The organism is Thioclava sp. DLFJ4-1 (assembly GCF_002020145.1).
Lineage (GTDB): Bacteria > Pseudomonadota > Alphaproteobacteria > Rhodobacterales > Rhodobacteraceae > Thioclava > Thioclava sediminum.
Window position 1 is genome coordinate 56,812 of record NZ_MPZT01000007.1, and the last position, 15,602, is coordinate 72,413.

Below are 15,602 nucleotides of genomic sequence, written 5' to 3' on the forward strand. Positions count from 1 at the left end.
AGGGACAGGCATCGCTTGGAGAGCTACAATTCGGCCGCGCTGTATGATATGCGGCGCATTCATTGGTGCTTCCCGACGCAATCCAGAGGGACTTCCCAGTATCTTTCCTGGGGTTAGGATTTGGGCTTGGCTAAGGACGATGAGACCGAGACGCGGGGGAACACAAGTTCGCCAGCTATTTCGTTCAGCCCGTGCAATCCCTGAGCGATGACACTAAGCCTGCATAGATGATGCACCAGGTGCCCATCGAGTTGCCTGCCGCACTTCAGCTTGTTCGATGAAAGGCTCGCAATGGACGCAGCGATTACTCACTGGATCAATTCCTTCGCGGGCCACAACTACTTTATCGATCAGGCAATGATCGCAATCACTCAAGCGGGTGTGCCGTTCATCGTGCTTGTGGTCGTCCTGCAATGGTGGAGCCGGGAAAACCGACAGCACCTGCGTCACGTAGCGATCTGCGCCGGGCTTGCTTTCCTTTTGGGCCTTGCGATCAATCAGGGCATCCTTCTCTTCATTCACCGCGTGCGCCCATATGACGCCGGTGTCTCCAACCTTCTTATCGCCAAGAGCGCCGACTGGTCGTTTCCGTCCGACCACGCCACGGCCTCGATGTCGGTCGCTATGGCATTCGCTCTTCAAAGGCTTCCGCGGCGGGCACTGGCATTCTTCGCGATGGCTTTCCTCATCTGTCTGTCGCGCATTTACGTCGGCACCCACTACGTCACCGACGTTCTGGGAGGCGCCGCCACCGGGATCGTGGCGGCAATCGTCGTCCGGACGCTTTATCGAGAAAACAGCAAATTCGATCGTTTCGCGAAAAGCATCCTTTAACAAGATACACTCTTCTCTGCGGAGCAGTCGTTCATCGATGGCGCAGCGAATGGCCGCTGTCCGCCCGTCGTGTCGCGGTGCTGCACGTGCAAAGAGCACGCCGATAAGGTTTATTGCGCAAACGTACTGGTGCTCCGCCGTCGTCCCACTTTGACCATCCTCAGCTTGGCAAACCGCCATCGGCAAAAAGGTTCGGGAAAAGTCGTTCCCGATAGTCCATCGGGAACGCCAGTCTTACCGGCGTCTTTGGCGAAGCGGACGTCAGATACCCGGCATCGGTCAGTTTACTGAGCGTATTGCGCGCCGTGCGCTCGGAAGTCTTGAGAACAATCTGCGCCTCGCCACGCTCAAGCTTGCCATAGCGGAGAACGGCCGAGATCAGATCTGGGGCGCGCTTGTCGTCAATCGTGTCTTCGACAAGGCGTCGGTAGCGATTTTCCAGGCCGCCGAGGTCGAACAGTTTTGCGGAAAACGTGATCTGATCAAGCGTAACTTTCAGAAACCATTCGCTGAACGCCTTCAATGCTGCTTCCGACAGGTTGCCGCGCCCGTCGCGGTCTCCGCGTCTTGGACTGTCTGCAAGGTCCATCATGCGCTTGTATTCACCGCGATCAGTCAGTCCGCGAGCAAGTCCGCGGGAAACTGACCAAAGGCCTTGGCCGCCAATGCCGGCTGTCAGAGCCATGGCATGTGACATCAATCGGCTGACGCGCCCGTTTCCGTCTGGGAATGGATGGATGTAATTCAGTCGATGATGCGCCGACGCGATCGCGATGATCCGCCCGCTTGAGGACCGCGCAGCGATCTGGAAGCGCTTGTCAAAGTGTTCCATGAAAGCGGCAACGCGCGGCGAAGAAGGAGGCAGGTGACGCCCGACTGCTACTTCCTTGTCGCCGTTCTGACGCATGCGCCCGGGAATGATCGGTTCGAGTGTTCCGTCTGGCTGCTCTATGACTCGAAACTCATCAGGCATTTCGTCGTAGAAAGCCTTGTGCACCCACGTGAGGAACTCAATGGACGTGGGGCGGGGCAGGGTGCCCTTTTGATGCATCTCGTCGATTGCCCTTTGAACGATGACATGCGCGCGCGCTTCCAGCGCAAGCGGTCGGGTCTCCTCCTCGAGTTCCGCGCCAGCTAGCGCGCGCTCGATATCTCTTGGGCGTGTGTTGTGGCCTTCAATCAGGTTCGAGTAGTAGCAGTTCATCACGCGAACGAGGTCCGCGAGCTCAGCCGCGCTGTCCGGGTGTAAACCTTGTCCGAGGTGGGCCGCTTCCCTCTGAATGTCGACCGAAAGATCGGCAAGTTCTGCGGGGATGTTTTCCTCGAAGAAGCAAGGTTCGATTCTGCCGGGAGTTTCCAACATTTTTGCCGATATTCTCTTTCTGCTAAATCCTATATAACATTGGGACTATTGGAGATAAAGTCCAAGGATTTGCCGATATTGATTGCCGATCATGGAGGACCACCCTAGCGTGTTGCTGCTTCAGCGGTCGGATGGCTGGTTCTCTGGCAAGTCGAAGAGTGCCCAATATTTGAGCACAGTAGAACCTTGCGAAGCAACATTGGGCGTCACGGATCCTCTCCACAATCTCGTCCCCAGATTTTGGGGATAACTGCGGTGGCGGGCGAGCGGCTGGAAGCTTTGCGACAGAACCCTGTCGATAGCTGCTACGAGGGCAGTCGCGTTTTTCGGGCCGACGCCCGGATGTGAATACCGCGATTTCCGACAGCGGCAGCCTTGATCGATTAGGCGCGTCCAGTGAAACCAGTCGCTCGAGCACGGTGCAGGGCCTGAAGTGGGAGCTCAAGGCCGGCTGCGACAACTCCACTACGTCGGCTTCATCTCTGAACGTCTCAGCGGGTTATGGTATCCCGGGTGCGTCCGGAGGTGACGTTGCGTCAGAAGCGTTTCCGCCAAGCGAGCCGAAGATCCATCTCCTGAATATCTGAAAGCGGAGAAAAAAATGACACTCGACACCAGACAATTCTTCATGGCCCCGAACGAGGTCGGAAATCCATTATCGATCGCGAACGATGGCGCTCGAATTGCGACGACGAATTATTGGCGACTGCCGTTCGCTGAGCAAGGCATGTGTTATCTGAGCGGCAACGCCGGGAGCTGGCGCCTGCTGTTGCCGGGCATTAACGCCGAGGCAGTTTCGGAGTTCCGCTCTGTCAAACGCGCACTGATCGAGCGATCTATCTGTATCCCCGGCCACTTTGATATTGTGGCATTGGACGGAAGCCCAAACCCCTACTGCGTCAGCATCAGCAAGGCTATGATTGACAGATCCGTTACCAAAAGAAGCTGTCGCCTACTGATCTATACCGAAGATGGGCTGATCAATAATGTGCCCGCTAAGGTTCGCGTTTGAGAGGCTGAGGGCTATTCATGCCGAATGTTTTCGTCTCGACTATCGTCCTCGCAGCGAAGGATATGGGAGATGCCTTCTCAATAAAAGAGTGGGTTGGCGGCTGCTTGCCCAGCCTGCCACCCATCTTTCAAGCGAATTGATCATCGTGGACGTCCGGCGGGATCGAGAACGATTTATTCCACGAGGTCGCGCATCACTGCGATCAAGTCGGATTTGCCTTCGAACCCGATGCCCGGAAGCTCTGGCATGATGATGTGGCCGTCTTCGACCTTCACGCCGTCGGGGAACCCGCCATAGGGCTGGAATAAGTCTGGGTAGCTCTCATTGCCGCCAAGGCTGAGCCCGGCTGCGATGTTTAGCGACATCTGGTGCCCGCCATGGGGAATGCAGCGCGACGGCGACCAGCCGAGCTGGTCCAGCATGTCGAGCGTGCGCAGATATTCCACCAGACCGTAAGACAAGGCGCAGTCGAATTGCAGCCAGTCACGGTCGGGGCGCATCCCGCCATAGCGGATCAGGTTGCGCGCGTCTTGATGCGAGAAAAGGTTCTCTCCCGTCGCCATGGCACCGGGGTAGAACTCGGTCATCGCAGCTTGTAGCTGGTAGTCCAGCGGATCTCCGATTTCTTCATACCAGAAGAGGGGGTACTGCCGCAGCATCTTGGCATAGGCGATCGCGGTTTCCAGATCGAAACGGCCATTGGCATCGACGGCAAGCTGCGCCTCTTCCCCGATTTCCGCTAACACAGCCTCGATCCGGCGCTGGTCCTCGTCGATCGAAGCGCCACCAATCTTCATCTTCACGACGGTGTAACCGCGATCCAGATAGCCGCGCATTTCATTGCGCAAAGCGGAATTGTCTTTGCCGGGATAGTAGTAGCCACCCGCGGCGTAGACAAAAACACGCGGATTAGCCTCGACGCCCTTGCGTTCAGCCAGCATACGGAAGAGCGGCTTTTCTTCGATCTTCGAGATCGCGTCCCATACGGCCATATCGATGGTCCCAACGGCAACCGATCGCTCTCCGTGACCGCCGGGTTTTTCGTTTTGCATCATCGCAGCCCAGATTCTGTGAGCATCGAAGTTGTCGCCCGCGTCATTCAACAGCGACGCGGGATCAGCTTCGAGGATGCGGTCGCTGAATCGTTCTCGGATCAGCCCTCCCTGCCCGTAGCGCCCGTTCGAGTTGAAGCCGTAGCCGACCACTCGGCGACCGTCCTTCACCACATCGGTCACCACAGCCACCAAGCTGGCGGTCATCTTGCTGAAATCGATATATGCATTCCTGATAGGCGAGGAAATCGGCTTGGTGACCTCACAAATGTCCACGATGCGCATTTCCGTGCTCCTTTTCCGTGCGGTGAGCGAGTGGTCCGAAGACTTTACCCACACATGGGTAGCGGAGGCGCAGGGGGCAGTTCCAATGCCGATTGGCGTCGAATTCATGCGCGTTTTGCATGGATTATCAAGTGTCCTGACTGACCACCTTCAGCCAGAATGCCTCGCAATGGGCCGACAGCCGGGAGCGCGGGCGGTAGACGACCAATTGCACGGGAACATCGAGCGAGGGGTCACCAGCACGGACCAGAGTGCCGCGGGTCATCTCCTGATCGGCGAGGGAGAGGGGGAGGAAGGCAACGCCTTGGCCTTCTTTCGCCATCTCGAGATTGGTCGACGCAAGCACAGAATTCATTTTGGTTTCGATGCCGCGACGCCCGTCCCCTATGCCATGCGCCTCGAGGATTGCATGTAGGCCAGATGCGCTGGAATAAGCTATGAACGGCACTTGCGAAGCTGCGCTCCCGAGCCGCCACAGGGGGCGGCCGCTTTCGTCGGGGGCGCAAAGCGGCACAAGTCGATCGCTGCCGATTGGATGACACCGGAACTGTTTTTCCGGTAGATCTTCAGCAATGTTGGGTTTCTTATGACAGATGAAGAAGCTCACCTCGCCATTCTGTAAAAGTCGCACGCCTTGGCGATGCGTATCGGAGACCATGTTGAGGGCGCCGATATGGGAGGGCCCGCCGATCTGCATCAGCCATTTCGGAACGAAGGTGTAGGACAGGGCGTGGGTAGCAGCGAGGTTCAGGGTCCGTTGCGCGAGCCCCGCGGCCTCCAGCGCCTCGAGACGGGCCTCCGAGAGCATCCTGACGATAGCCTCCGCGCGCGGCTGGAACGCTCTTCCGGCCGCAGTCAGTGTGACCTGCCGCGTCGTGCGCTGGATGAGTGGCGTCTGAATCGCGGCCTCAAGTTGTTTGATGCGGCGACTGAACGCGGGCTGGGTCATGTTGCGGTTCTCGGCAGCGCGGGAAAAATTCAATTCGCGCACCAGTTCCAGAAAATCATCGAACAGCGTCGTATCCATTCTCGCGCCTCCATGCTTAATACATGCATATTCGGCATGAGAAAGTTACGCAATTTTACTCAGCTCCGACTCTTCGACCTGAAAGGGGGCTTGCGAGTCGGCGATGCGGATGCGCTCTGCCAACAGGTCGACGAAAGCGCGCACTTTGGCGGTTAGGTGGTGGCGCTCGGGATAGATGGCAGCGATGTTCGCGGTTTGGAAATACTCAGGCAGCACGACGCAAAGGCGACCCTTGCGCACGAGCTCGGCGATGTCCCATTCCGAACGCAGCATGATCCCGTGCCCGTTCAGCATCCATTCACGGGCTATGTCTCCATCATTGGTGCTTAGCCCGCCGCTCACACGTGCTGAGGGGTTCTTGCCGCCCCGTTCGTCGAAACGCCAGATGTCGTAGATGTCGTGTTCCTGGCGCAGCACGATGCAGCTATGTCGGCGCAGATCCTCCAAGCTTTCGGGCATCCCGTACTTTTCAATGTATGCGGGGGAAGCGCACATGAACCGACGATTTCTTTGTAACAAACGTTGGACCAGATTGCTTGTCGGTGGGGTTCCGAAACGAATGCTCAGATCGAAGCCTTGCTCGATCAAATTCATTGGCGCGTCGGTGACTACCAACTGCACTTCAACATCCGGGTAGGTGTCACAGAACGCGGATACTGTTGGGGCAATATACTCCCTGCTGAAACCAAATGTTGCGTTGATCCGAAGTAGGCCGCTCGGCTGCTCGCTCCCGGAGCGCAAACTATTCTCGAGCTCTTCGATTTCTCCCAGAAGACGTATTGCTTTGCTCAAATACGCTTCACCTTCGCCGGTGAGGCTGACCCGGCGAGTGGTACGGTTCATCAGCCTGACTCCAAGTCGATCTTCCAAACGTGCCAGACGGCGGCTCACAGCCGAGGCTGTGATGCCTATTTCACGTGCGGTTTCGACGAAGCTTTCCCGTTGCGCCAAGAGGACGAAGAACCCGAGGTCGCTCTCACTCATTGATTACCTGTATGCACTAATGATGTTCCTATTATGAAATTAACGAATTTGCAGAATTAGTCTAGCGTTTCCCTATCCGCCTGTGGGAGTTGGCGGATCCTGCTTGCGACTTGGAGGACGTGATCAGGTGTAGGGGAAGCGACTGCGGGCCCTAAGTCCGCAGCAAGTTTCCCCAAAATATCAGTTGCGGTCCCCCGCAGCGCTTCTTGAGGAGGAAATTATGAAAAAGACACTCGCAGTCATTTTTGCCGGGCTACTTTCGGCGACGCCGCTCGCGGCTCAGTCTGTCGACGACTTCCCGAGCAAACCAATGACCTACATTATTCCGTTCAACGCCGGTGGCGAGTCGGACATCTCTGCGCGCTTCCAGCAGGCCGAGTGGGAAGCTGTCACCGGACAGCAGGTCGTGATTCAATACCAGCCCGGTGCGGGCGGCGCTCAGGCTTGGTCGCAGCTGAACTCATTGCCCGGCGACGGCTACACGATCATGGGTATCAACATGCCGCACACGGTTCTGCAGCCGCTTGCAGGGTCGGCAGGTTACAAGACCGAGGATCTGACGCCGGTCAACTATTTCCACTATACACCGAACGCGATCTTCGTGACGAAAGATAGTGAGTTCAAGACTCTGGCCGACCTGGTCGACTATGCAAAAGCAAACCCCGGGTTGGTGACCTTTGCTGGATCGGGTTCGAACTCGGCCAACAATCTCGCGGCGGTGCAGTTCAACGAGCTTGCCGATATCAATACGACTTATGTGCCCTTCTCGGGCACCGGTCCGTCAATTACGGCAATTCTGGGTGGGCAGACTACGGCCGGCTTCAATTATGCAACCTCGGGCGTGAGCCAAGGCGACGCAATGAGGATGCTTGCGGTCGCTTCGGACGAGCGCCTGCCGGCGTTCCCCGATGTGCCCACCTTTAAGGAGCTAGGTTACGACATTGTGGGCGGCGCCTATCGCGGGGTTGCCGTTCCGGCGTCGACGCCTGAGCCCATCCGCCAAAAGATTTCCGACATCGTAACCGAGATCAATCACCGCCCCGATTTCGTCGAGAAGATGGAAAGCGCCGGCTTTGTGCTGACCGATATCGGTTACGACAAGATGGATGACTTCGTGGCTGCGCGGATCAAAGAATATACCGCTGGCGCCAAAGCGCTCGGCATTATCAAGTAACGGCGCGCGAAGATGGACATCATCGGCTATCTCGTGGACGCATTGACACCGCTCAATCTTGTCCTCGCGCTTGCGGGCGTGGTGCTAGGGACGATAATTGGTGCCCTGCCTGGGCTCTCGGCCACCATGGCGGTCGCGGTGCTTGTCCCCTTCACTTTCACAATGGATCCCGCCGCCGGGCTTATTGCCCTCGGCGCGATCTACACAGGCGCGATTTACGGCGGCGCCTTTGCCGCCATCCTCGTGAATACTCCGGGCACGCCCTCTGCAATCGCGACAACTTTCGATGGCTTCCCGATGGCGAAACGAGGCGACGGCGGTCTGGCGATCTCGCTGGCTACTATCTCTTCTGTTGTGGGCGGAATGGTCGGCGCGCTGGCGCTACTCGTGCTTGCGCCTCCTCTCGCCAAGGTCGCGCTGGCATTTGGACCAACGGAATATTTCTGGCTCGCGATGTTTGGCCTCACTCTCATCGCGGCGCTTTCGGTCGGCAATACCGTCAAGGGCCTCATCGGCGCGTGTCTCGGACTCGTTTTATCGATGATCGGGGTGGCAGTGGTGGGTGGCGACGTCCGCTACACGATGGGAATGCAACGATTTCTGGCAGGTATCGACCTGACCTCGGCGATCATCGGGCTCTATTGCGTGCCCGTGATCCTGGATGTTGTGGCCAATGCTGATCCCCATTTGAAGCCCTCTGAAACGGGCGGGCTTCGCTTTCGCGAAGGCACGCGCATTGCACTAAAGCGTAAGTTCAACGTGATCCGCTCTTCCGTCATCGGCACCGTGATTGGTGTTCTGCCGGGAGCCGGCGGGTCGATTGCTGGGCTGGTGTCCTATTCGGAAGCACGCCGCACGTCGGAAAATCCTGAGAGCTTTGGCAAGGGCAACCCGGACGGGGTGATCGCCACGGAATCCGCAAACAATGCGACTGTCGGGGGTGGCTTTATCCCGACGCTCGTTCTGGGCATTCCTGGCACGCCCCCTGATGCGATCATTCTGGGCGCGCTGCTGGTGCAAGGAATCAAGATTGGGCCGACCCTGTTCACGACGGACGGCAATATCGTCTACACGTTCATCTGGGGCCTTCTGATCGCGACCCTTCTGATGCTGCCAGTCGGTCTACTGATCGGTCGCTATGCATATTCGACCATCGTCAAGGTGCCAAAGGCCGTGCTCGCTCCGACGGTAGCGCTGTTGACCATAATCGGCTCCTTCGCGATCCACTCGAACGTTGATGATGCCCAACTGATGGTTGGTCTTGGAATCCTCTCCTGGATTTTGAACCGATATGGATTCCAGCCCTCTCCCATCGTGCTGGGGCTGGTTCTCGGGTCGATCGCCGAACAGGGTTTCGTTCAGACCTATCTGATCGGTAATGCCTCAGGGCGCATGACGGAAATGTTCTTCATGCGGCCGATCAGCATCGGCATCATCTGTGCGGCGCTATTGACGCTCGGCTTCCCTTTCTGGGCGGACTGGAAGGCAAAGCGTCGTCGGCAACTCGGGCAAATTGCCGAGCCGATTGCCGATGACGGAACCGAAATCACTCCCGAGCATAAGCAACGAGACTTGCCCGAAGTAATGTTCGCGATCCTCTTCATTGCTCTCGGAATTACCATCTATCTTGGCGCATCCGGCATGTCGGCGCTCGGGTCGGTTTTCCCGAAGACGATCGCGGCCGTATTGATCGCCTTTTCAGCCTTGCTGATAGTGATGAATTTGCGTCGCCCCGCTGGCGGATCGTTCAAGCTGGCCAATCTGAATACCGGGGCGATGCGTCGGATTTCGCTCGGTGTCGTCCTTCTGGCGTGGGTCTTTATGATGCCAGTGATCGGCTTTCTCGTCACGAGCATGATTGCCTTTGTCGCGATCATGATCGTCGCGGACTATGACCGCCCCCCCGCGAAAACATGGGCAATCTGGATTCTATCCGGCCTGCTGATTTGCACCGGCTTCTGGTGGCTCATGGCAAATGTCTTGCTGCTCCGCATGCCCGCCGGGCTTTTGATCTAAACTGGAGAAACTTATGAGTAAACGTAATCACAAGATCGCCGCCATCGGCGGCGACGGGATCGGTGTGGAAGTTGTCGACGCCTGTCTCGAGGTCCTGCACGCTCTGGCGGAGAAGGACGGCGACTTCAGCTTTGCCGTCGAGAACTTCGACTGGTCGACCGACCGCTACAAGCGCACCGGGCAATTCATGCCCGCGGATGGCGCCGACCAACTGCGCGCCTTCGATGCCATCCTGTTCGGTGCGGTTGGCGCGCCAGATGTGCCTGACCACTTGACGCTCTGGGGGTTGCGCCTCGCGATTTGCCAGCCGCTCGACCAATACGCCAACGTGAGGCCTACCCGGGTACTGCCCGGTATCCAGTCCCCCCTGCGAAACGTCAACGATGGTGAGCTCGACTGGGTGATCGTCCGCGAAAACTCGGAAGGCGAATATGCGGGGCAGGGCGGGCGCTCGCACCCCGGCCTGCCACTGGAGGTGGCGACGGATGTCTCGATCTTTACCCGCGCGGGGATCGAGCGGATCATGCGCTTTGCCTTCAAGTTGGCGCAGTCGCGGCCACGCAAGCTCTTGACCGTGGTGACCAAGTCGAATGCCCAGCGGCACGGCATGGTGCTCTGGGACCAGATCGCCGCCGAAGTGTCTAAAGAATTCCCCGATGTCACCTGGGATAAGATGCTGGTCGACGCAATGACCGTGCGCATGACAATGGACCCAGCGTCGCTGGACACTATCGTTGCCACCAACCTGCACGCTGACATCCTTTCGGACCTCGCAGCGGCGCTCTCGGGCTCCATCGGCGTCGCGCCCACGGCGAACCTCAACCCCGAGCGCGAAACGCCCTCCATGTTCGAACCGATCCACGGCTCGGCTTTCGACATCACCGGCAAGGGCACCGCCAACCCGGTGGCGACCTTCTGGACCGCCGCGATGATGTTGGAACACCTGGGTGAGAATCCCGCCGCCGACAGGTTGATGTCCGCCGTCGAGACCGTCACCGCGAACCCGGACCTGCACACGCCCGACTTGGGCGGTAAGGCCACCACCCGCATGGTCACCGATGCCGTCATTGAGGCCGTGCGCGGCCGCAACGATTGAGAGGCAGAGACATGGAAAGTAACCATCTGAACATCGCGGTCATCCCCGGCGACGGAATTGGCAAGGAAGTGATCCCCGAGGGGCGGCGCGTGATGGAGGCGGTCGCCAAGCGGCACAGCATCGACATGCGGTTTGACGATTTCGATTTCTCGTCCTGCGACTACTATCGCAAGCACGGCCAGATGATGCCCGACGACTGGAAGGATCAGATTGGAGGCCATGATGCGCTGTTTTTCGGCGCCGTCGGCTGGCCAGATACGGTGCCGGACCATATCTCGCTCTGGGGCTCGCTGATCCAATTCCGCCGCCAGTTCGACCAGTATATCAGCCTGCGCCCCGCGCGGCTGATGCCGGGCGTGCCCAGCCCATTGGCGGGGCGCAAGCCCGGCGACATCGACATGTGGATCGTGCGCGAGAATACCGAGGGGGAATATTCCTCGATCGGCGGCAAGATGTTCCCGGACACGCCGCGCGAGGTTGTGATGCAGGAAACGGTGATGAGCCGGATAGGTGTGGATCGGGTTCTCAAATACGCTTTCGACCTGGCAGCAAAACGCCCGCGCGCCAAGTTGACCTCCGCCACGAAATCTAACGGAATTTCGATCACGATGCCCTACTGGGACGAACGGGTTGCCGAGATGGCCAAGGCCTATCCTGGTGTGAGCGTCGACAAGTATCACATCGACATCCTGACCGCGCATTTCGTCCTCAACCCCGACAAGTTCGACGTGGTGGTAGCGTCGAACCTGTTCGGCGACATCCTGTCCGATCTCGGCCCGGCCTGCACCGGCACGATCGGCATTGCGCCTTCGGCCAACATCAACCCCGAGCGGGATTTCCCCTCGCTGTTCGAACCGGTGCATGGCTCGGCACCGGATATCGCCGGGCAAGGCATCGCCAACCCGATCGGCCAGATCTGGGCGGGGGCGATGATGCTCGATCACCTCGGTCATGCCGAGGCCGCAGCGGATGTGGTTTCCGCCATCGAGCGTGTCTTGGCCGAGCCTGCCTTGCGCACCCCTGACCTTGGCGGGTCCGCGGACACCGTGACTTGTGGCAAGGCGGTAGCCGATGCAATCGGCTGAACAACTGCTTCTTGAGATGCTGGACGCGGCGATCGCCGCCGCCGACCCTGCGACTGTTCTTGCTCGGCATCTGCCCCCGAAACCCGCGGGGCGATGCATCGTGGTCGGGGCCGGTAAATCCGCCGCCTCAATGGCGAAGGCGCTGGAGCAGGCATGGCCCGACGTCGACCTTTCGGGAGTTGTCGTCACACGGTACGGGCATAGAGTGCCGACCGAACGTATTCAGGTCCGGGAAGCCTCCCATCCCGTGCCTGACGCCGCCGGAGAATGCGCCGCAAAAGAAATTCTCGCCGCCGCACAAGCTGCGGGGCCTGATGACCTTGTGCTGGCACTGATCTCTGGCGGCGGCTCAGCCCTGATGCCGCTGCCCGTTTCCCCCCTTACGCTGGACGAGAAGATCGAGGTTAACCGTCTGCTGTTGAAATCCGGCCTGACGATTGAGGACATGAACCGTGTCCGCCGCCGCCTTTCGCGGATCAAAGGAGGTGGGCTGGCCACGGCCGCAGCCCCCGCACGGCTGGTGTCGCTAGCGATCTCGGACGTGCCAGGAGATGACCCCGCCGCCATCGCCTCTGGCCCGACGGTTCCCGATCCCTCGGCCACCGAGAACCTGTCGCATCTTGTCACCCGGCTCGGCCCCTCACTGCCGCAGGCGGCGCGCGACATCTTGCTCGCGGATCCTGAACCAGCAACCGGTTTCGTCCCCGACTTCCGCATCATCGCGACCCCTCAGACGTCGCTGGAAGCCGCGGCCCAGGTTGCCCGCGACGCGGGCGTTTCGCCAATTCTGCTTGGCGACGCTCTGGAAGGCGAAGCGCGCGAACTCGGCATCATCATGGCGGGAATAGCCAAAGCGGTGCGCACCCATGGCACGCCATTGCGTGCACCTGCCGTTCTGCTTTCGGGAGGGGAAACCACCGTATCGATTGGCGACACAAAACCTGGGCGCGGTGGCCGGAACACCGAATTTCTGCTGTCGCTCGCTCTTGCCCTCAACGGTTCTGAGCAGATCCATGCGCTTGCCGCCGACACCGACGGGATCGATGGCACCGAAGACGCTGCTGGTGCTCTGATCGGTCCTGACTTTCTGGACCGAACCCAAGCGGTGGGGCTCGATCCCAAGGCCTATCTCGGCGCTCATGACAGCTACAGTATTTTCGATCGGCTGGACGCATTGATCCGCACCGGGCCAACTCTGACAAACGTTAATGATTTCAGAGCGGTTCTCGTGCTCTGAAATTGAGATGAAGGACTCCATCATGATCCGCGACAGACGAGCCAAAATCGTTGCCACAGTGGGGCCGGCGAGTGGCTCTCCGTTCATGCTGCGCACCTTGTTCACGAAAGGTGTTGATACGTTTCGACTGAACTTCAGTCACGGTGAGCACGCGATCCACGCCGCGGCGGTCGACGGGATCCGGGCGCTGGAACGAGAGGTTGGGGTGCCGATCGGCATCCTCCAGGACTTGCAGGGCCCCAAGATTCGGCTTGGCCGCATAGCTGGTGGCGAGCGGATGCTGGAACGTAGTGAAAAGATAGGTCTGGTGGCTAAGGACGCCACGGACGATTTGACAGCGATGCCCCTGCCGCACACTGAGATCTTCGATGCGATCGCGCCCGGACACCGGCTGTTCATTGATGACGGACGGGTCCAGTTAAAGGTTGTTGCGAAGGCCCCGGGCCGGATCGAGGCCGAGGTTTTGGAAGGCGGAAAGGTCAGCGACCGCAAGGGCGTGAACCTGCCCGACTGTGTTCTGGATCTGCCCGTGCTAACCGAGAAAGACCGCGGCGACCTGGAATACGGCTTATCGCTTGGTGTTGACTGGGTCGCCCTTTCCTTCGTGCAGAAAGCCAGCGACATCGATGCCCTGCGCGCCATCGTCGGTGACAGTGTCGGGATCGTGGCGAAGATCGAGAAACCGTCGGCGTTGGACGAAATCGAAGCCATCGTCCGCAAGTCGGACGCGATCATGATCGCCCGCGGCGACCTCGGGGTGGAGATACCGCCGGAACAGGTGCCTGCTCGACAGAAAGAAATCATTGCGCTGTGTCGCCGCGAATGCCGCCCCGTGATCGTGGCAACACAGATGCTTGAATCGATGACATCCTCACCCGCACCAACGCGGGCAGAGGCATCCGACGTGGCCACTGCGGTCTACGACGGCGCAGATGCGGTAATGCTCTCAGCAGAAAGTGCCACCGGTGCGTTTCCTTGGCTCGTTCCGGGATTTGGGACACAGAGCCGGGAAACGATCTGTTTCCCGGCTCTGAACATTCTTATCGCGCCTTTCTGCGCCGAACCCTCCAGGCGAAGACGCGCAGGGCTCAGAACATCGACCCGATGTCGGATGCCCCCGTCGGGTAGGCAGCCGGCATGGCCTTAACCTGCGCAGCCGTCAGTCCCAGCTTGATCGCCAGTGAGAAGACGTTGATCAGTTCGGCGTAGTCGGGCCCGAACATGTGCGCGCCGAGGATCTTGCCGTCCTTAGCGGTGATTACCTTTGCGCCGGCATGGCTTTCACCCAAACGCTTCTGCGAGAACCAGCCAGAAGTGTCGGTGAGGCGCACCTCGACGTCCCCCCTCGCGCGCGCTTCTTCCTCGAGCATGCCGACCCGCGCCAGTTCGGGGATGGTGAAGACCACACTCGGCACACCGGTGTAATCGGGCTCTGTCCGCTTGTCCTTGAGCATGTTCGATGCCGCGATCTTGCCCTCGAAGACCGCTACCGGGGTCAGCGGCTTGCCGGGCGAGGCGGCGGCGTCGCCGGCCGCGAAGATGCGCGAGTTCGACGGCGATTGCAGCCATGGCGTGACTTTCACGCCGCCTTGCTCGGTCGCGATGCCTGCGGCGCCGAGCTCGAGATGGTCGACCGAGGGCACCCGCCCGGCACCATGCACGACAAGATCGGCCTCCATGGTGTCGGTGCCATCCGCCTTCCGGTAGACCACTCGGTGCGCCCCGTCCGCATTCTCGACACGCTCGATCGCGGCCTCGTCGATGATCTCGATCCCCGCGGAGCGGCTGCGATCAAGCAGCATGTCGACCAAGTCGGGATCGAACATCTTCAGCTGCCGCGCGCCACGGTCGAGGATCGTCACCTGAGCTCCGGCGCGTGCCGCGATATGCGCGAACTCGAAAGAGATGTAACCGCCGCCGACGAAGACGATCCGACGGGGCAATTCGGCGAGGTTCAGGAAGTCGGTGCTGTCGATCAGCTTCTCGGCGCCGGGGAACTCCAGAGGCCGTGGCTTGGCCCCCGTGGCGATCAGTGCGTGGCGGAAGGCGATCTCGCCCTGATCCTCGATCTCGATCCTGTCCTCGGCGGTGAAGCGGGTCCGACCGTGGAACGTCCGCACCCCAGCCTCCTTCAGCCCACTCTCCATGCTCTGGGGCACCGGATCGGTGAAGCTCTCCTTGTGCTTCATCAGGGCCGGCCAATCTATCCGGGTCTCGCCCGCGATGCCTTTGCCGGACAGTCGCTGCGCGGCCTCCATTGCCTCGGCTCCGGCGCGCAGCATCTTCTTAGGGTCGCATCCCCTGAGCGCGCAGGTGCCGCCGTAGGGGAGTTCGTCGACGACGGCGACGGACCAGCCGGCGTTGCTGCATTTCTTTGCGGCGGTGATCCCGGCCATGCCGGCACCGATGACGATCAGGTCGAGCTTGTCGGTCATCT

General features: G+C 59.7%; 13 protein-coding genes. 8 read left to right on the forward strand and 5 right to left on the reverse strand.

Going from position 1 to position 15,602, the window contains the following annotated elements; genetic code table 11:
- The first annotated feature begins 291 nt into the window (after positions 1-291).
- The gene (locus tag BMI85_RS20155; RefSeq protein ID WP_078602566.1) at positions 292-834 is read left to right on the forward strand and encodes a phosphatase PAP2 family protein; all 543 of its coding nucleotides are present in this window, start codon (positions 292-294) and stop codon (positions 832-834) included.
- Between the two features lie 160 nt (positions 835-994).
- Here the strand turns inward: BMI85_RS20155 and BMI85_RS20160 are convergent, their stop codons facing one another.
- Positions 995-2,197: a Fic family protein gene (locus BMI85_RS20160; RefSeq protein ID WP_078602567.1), complete on the reverse strand. Its 1,203-nt coding sequence runs from the start codon at positions 2,195-2,197 to the stop codon at positions 995-997.
- 601 nt (positions 2,198-2,798) lie between these two features.
- Here BMI85_RS20160 and BMI85_RS20165 point away from each other — a divergent pair.
- Positions 2,799-3,209, forward strand: coding sequence for a hypothetical protein (locus BMI85_RS20165; RefSeq protein WP_078602568.1), 411 nt, complete (start codon positions 2,799-2,801; stop codon positions 3,207-3,209).
- Positions 3,210-3,382: 173 nt separating this feature from the next.
- Here the strand turns inward: BMI85_RS20165 and BMI85_RS20170 are convergent, their stop codons facing one another.
- From BMI85_RS20170 to BMI85_RS20180, 3 genes are all read right to left on the reverse strand, one after another.
- Positions 3,383-4,546, reverse strand: a complete 1,164-nt coding sequence (locus tag BMI85_RS20170; RefSeq protein ID WP_078602569.1) for a mandelate racemase/muconate lactonizing enzyme family protein — start codon at positions 4,544-4,546, stop codon at positions 3,383-3,385.
- 127 nt (positions 4,547-4,673) lie between these two features.
- Positions 4,674-5,573: a LysR substrate-binding domain-containing protein gene (locus BMI85_RS20175; RefSeq protein WP_078602570.1), complete on the reverse strand. Its 900-nt coding sequence runs from the start codon at positions 5,571-5,573 to the stop codon at positions 4,674-4,676.
- Between the two features lie 45 nt (positions 5,574-5,618).
- Entirely contained in the window at positions 5,619-6,557 is a 939-nt protein-coding gene (locus BMI85_RS20180) for a LysR family transcriptional regulator (RefSeq protein WP_078602571.1), read from the reverse strand.
- Between the two features lie 220 nt (positions 6,558-6,777).
- Between BMI85_RS20180 and BMI85_RS20185 the strand changes: the two genes are divergently transcribed.
- The 6 genes from BMI85_RS20185 to pyk are packed head-to-tail and all read left to right on the forward strand — an operon-like array spanning position 6,778 to position 14,312.
- Positions 6,778-7,731, forward strand: coding sequence for a tripartite tricarboxylate transporter substrate binding protein (locus BMI85_RS20185; protein WP_078602572.1), 954 nt, complete (start codon positions 6,778-6,780; stop codon positions 7,729-7,731).
- Positions 7,732-7,743: 12 nt separating this feature from the next.
- On the forward strand, positions 7,744-9,747 hold the full coding sequence (locus tag BMI85_RS20190; protein WP_078602573.1) for a tripartite tricarboxylate transporter permease: 2,004 nt from the start codon (positions 7,744-7,746) through the stop codon (positions 9,745-9,747).
- Between the two features lie 13 nt (positions 9,748-9,760).
- The gene (locus BMI85_RS20195; protein ID WP_078602574.1) at positions 9,761-10,843 is read left to right on the forward strand and encodes a tartrate dehydrogenase; all 1,083 of its coding nucleotides are present in this window, start codon (positions 9,761-9,763) and stop codon (positions 10,841-10,843) included.
- A gap of 11 nt (positions 10,844-10,854) precedes the next feature.
- Entirely contained in the window at positions 10,855-11,928 is a 1,074-nt protein-coding gene (locus BMI85_RS20200) for a tartrate dehydrogenase (protein WP_078602575.1), read from the forward strand.
- The gene (locus tag BMI85_RS20205; RefSeq protein ID WP_078602576.1) at positions 11,915-13,165 is read left to right on the forward strand and encodes a glycerate kinase; all 1,251 of its coding nucleotides are present in this window, start codon (positions 11,915-11,917) and stop codon (positions 13,163-13,165) included. Before BMI85_RS20200 ends, BMI85_RS20205 begins: the two co-directional genes overlap by 14 nt.
- Before the next feature lie 7 nt (positions 13,166-13,172).
- Positions 13,173-14,312, forward strand: a complete 1,140-nt coding sequence (gene pyk / locus BMI85_RS20210; RefSeq protein WP_210402387.1) for a pyruvate kinase — start codon at positions 13,173-13,175, stop codon at positions 14,310-14,312.
- Here the strand turns inward: pyk and BMI85_RS20215 are convergent.
- Entirely contained in the window at positions 14,254-15,600 is a 1,347-nt protein-coding gene (locus BMI85_RS20215; protein WP_078602577.1) for an NAD(P)/FAD-dependent oxidoreductase, read from the reverse strand. The two genes, pyk and BMI85_RS20215, sit on opposite strands and share 59 nt — an antisense overlap.
- Positions 15,601-15,602 lie beyond the last annotated feature (2 nt).